Origin of the sequence: Accumulibacter sp. (assembly GCF_029255145.1) — a bacterium.
Taxonomy (GTDB): Bacteria; Pseudomonadota; Gammaproteobacteria; order Burkholderiales; family Rhodocyclaceae; genus Accumulibacter.
Genome location: NZ_JAPUVQ010000003.1, coordinates 1 through 3075, shown reverse-complemented (window position 1 = coordinate 3075; position 3075 = coordinate 1). Strand labels below are relative to the sequence as shown.

Below are 3075 nucleotides of genomic sequence, written 5' to 3'. Positions count from 1 at the left end.
GCGGCTATCGCCGCGTCGAAAACTTCATCGCCATGGCCTACCTCATCGCCGGAAAGCTCACTCATTTGCCCGCCTCGCCCTTCGCCCCTTTATTGCCCGTTCCACACAAAACGACCTAAACCCAATTTTGCTCGACAATGGTGATTTGATCATAGGCACTGACTTGTGTCTTGAGATACTCCGGAAGGTCTTGCGCCCTGAGCATCCGGACTTGCGGCACGCTCAGAACGACAAAAATGTCGATTATGTCGGCGAGGTCGGACGCAGCCTTGCCGAATGCGATGTTCATTATCTCCTGTAGAATCTCCCTTTCTTCGCCCGACAAGGTGTCGACCTGAACGTTGTTCATAAAACTATCCGATCTGCTCTTCGGCTCGCGCCAGCGCGTCTCCCACGGTTTCCCGCGAGGAGGGCTTCTTCAAGACCATCAGTGCTCCCAGGCTCAAAATTCTGGGCACCGATCTGGTCTGAATATCCGCTGTGCAGGCAATGACTATGGCGTGCGGGTGGAAGTCGATGATCTGTGCCGTCGCCTCATTGCCGTCCATGACCGGCCTGGTCAGATCCATAAACGTCCCGTCGGGGCGAATCGCTTGATAGGCGGCGACTCCGGCCAAGCCATCGCCGGCTTTTCGAAGAGTTCATAACCGCGGTCTTTGGCGAGGTGGCTCTTCAGCATCCTTCGAGCGATCGGCGAATCGTCTATGACGAATATTTTCCTGATCATGCAAGGCGGTCGGTTTCCGGACAATCTGCAAATAAAATTAGAAGGATAGGGCGCGCAGGGGCGCGTTGCTGAGTGTACGTACCGGCATCAGGCACTGTCAATCTCGGAGTTGGCGCTGGCAGCGCAGACAACGATCGTGAATCCGTCTTCCCGCGCGCCAGCCGGTTTCACGGTTCGCCATGGATCGATCAGCGGATCTCTCGCCAGCGCGCTCGCCCGCTCAAAGCACCTTGCCGGGATTCATCAAGCCCAGCGGATCGATCGTTCGCTTGATCGCCCGCATCATTTCGATTTCCACCGGGCTCTTGTAGCGCAACAGTTCTTCGCGCTTCAACTGCCCGATCCCGTGTTCGGCGCTGATGCTGCCACCGAGTTCATGGACCAGATCGTAAACGACGCGGTTGACCGCCGGCTGTGCGCCAATGAACGCGGCGTTCTCGCCGGCTTCTGATTTCGACTGGTTGTAGTGCAGATTGCCATCGCCAAGGTGCCCGAAGGCAACGATGCGAATGTCCGGAAACGCCTGCGCGAGTTGCCGGTCGGCGCGTTCGACAAACTCCGGGATGCGGGAAATCGGGACCGAAACGTCGTGCTTGATGCTCAGCCCTTCGATCTTCTGCGCTTCTCCAATGTTCTCGCGCAAGGCCCACAGCCTTCTGGCCTGCTCGCCGCTCTGCGCCAGCACTGCGTCGCCGATCGTGCCGCTCTCCAGGGCCTCGGCCAGGAAGGTCTCGAGCGCGTGCCTCCTGGCGTCATCGTCGTCACCACCAGAGACTTCGATCAGCAGGTGCCAGGGGCTCGCCGAGAGGGCGGGCTGCAGATCCGGCATATGCTTGCGGACCAGGCCCAGGGCGACGTCCGAGACCAGCTCGCAGGCGGTCAGCAGGGCGCCAAAACGGCTTTGCAGGTCGGCGAGGAGCCGCACCGCCATCGCCGGCGAGGCGATCGCCAGCCAGGCGGTCACCGTCGCTCGCGGCAAGGGGAAGAGTTTGAGCACCGCCGCCGTAATGATCCCCAGCGTCCCCTCGGCGCCGATGAACAACTGCTTGAGGTCGTAGCCGGTGTTGTCCTTGCGCAGGCCGCGCAGCCCATTCCAGACCTCGCCACTCGGCAGGACCACCTCCAGACCGAGCGTCAGGTCCCTGGTGTTGCCATAGCGCAAAACCTGCACGCCACCAGCGTTGGTGGACAGGTTACCGCCGATCTGACAACTGCCCTCGGCGGCCAGCGACAGCGGGAACAGGCGTCCCGCCTGCGCCGCTGTGTTCTGCAACGTCTGCAGGACGCAGCCCGCCTCGACGGTCATGGTGTTGTTCACCGGATCGATGGCCCGCACCCGCTTGAGCCGCGACAGGCTGATCACTACCGCCAGCGCTTCCCGTCCTGGGGTCGCCGCTCCGCAAAGACTGGTATTGCCTCCTTGCGGGACCATCGGCACGCCGGCCTGGGCGCAGACCCCCACCACCGCCGCCACCTCGGCGGTACTGGCCGGACGGACCACACAGATGGCTGCACCTTGATAGCGCCCACGCCAATCGCCGAGATGAGGAGCCATCGCCTCGAGCGTGCTCAACAACTGCCCGGTACCAACGATGTCGGCGAGCTTTCGGATCAGGTTCGCATTATTCACTGGCGGTCCTTGGACAGGTAGATGCGCGCGGAGCAACTGCCGTTTCCCGTTGGCCGCGCAGTTGCCCATTGCAGTTGCTGCCGCTGACGATCGTTCGGGTCGGGATGCACGCCGGGCCATCGACCCGACCTAGTTGCTCGACCACGTGAGGGCAGCGCCGCGAATAACCGTCGGGCACGCCCGCCGGTAAATTCTATCAGCTAGGTCGGCGCGCACGCCGACATCTCGGCATCCAAGCGGGCGAGGCCCTCCAGCGTGACGCGCAATTGGCCTGCCAGACCCTTGACCATGAGCTTTTTCGGTATGTTAACTGCCGCGTCGTCGCTTAGCTCGGTCGTCCCGCGGGCGGCTTGCAGCTGCATGGGGGTCTGCCGGGAAGTGGCAATCATTGAGGGCGCTGGTCAGGCGGCTGATGGTCCGCGTCCGCTGGTCGACGAACTCCGATCGCTCATTGAGCAGGCGTTCGGGCCTGCGAATGCCGGCCTTCCGTAACTCCTCAAGAACCCCGGGCATGACCGTTCACTGACTCTGGAATTCTTGCTTTCAGGTGGTGCTGGTGCTGGACACAGCGCGCGAAGCATGGTTCAATCTGAAGGCATGAGCACGGAGCCCCCTCGGAAACTTCCCCGCATCCCTGATATCCCTGCCGACGAGATGACGCCGGTGGTCGTGCTCCTGCTGGAACTCTGTCATGGGCAGCAGGAACAGATTCAGGCGC

At 62.0% G+C, this 3075-nt stretch carries 4 protein-coding genes; all 4 read right to left on the bottom strand.

Features of this window, described 5'->3' with window-relative positions:
- Positions 1-115: 115 nt before the first annotated feature.
- A complete protein-coding gene (locus Q1L50_RS00110) occupies positions 116-349 on the bottom strand; it encodes a chemotaxis protein CheC (protein WP_300335008.1) in 234 nt (77 codons plus the stop codon).
- Positions 350-353: 4 nt separating this feature from the next.
- On the bottom strand, positions 354-617 hold the full coding sequence (locus tag Q1L50_RS00105; RefSeq protein WP_300335006.1) for a response regulator: 264 nt from the start codon (positions 615-617) through the stop codon (positions 354-356).
- A gap of 330 nt (positions 618-947) precedes the next feature.
- The gene (locus tag Q1L50_RS00100) at positions 948-2357 is read right to left on the bottom strand and encodes an FAD-binding oxidoreductase (protein WP_300335005.1); all 1410 of its coding nucleotides are present in this window, start codon (positions 2355-2357) and stop codon (positions 948-950) included.
- A gap of 200 nt (positions 2358-2557) precedes the next feature.
- Positions 2558-2719, bottom strand: a complete 162-nt coding sequence (locus Q1L50_RS00095; RefSeq protein ID WP_300335003.1) for a hypothetical protein — start codon at positions 2717-2719, stop codon at positions 2558-2560.
- Between the last annotated feature and the right edge of the window lie 356 nt (positions 2720-3075).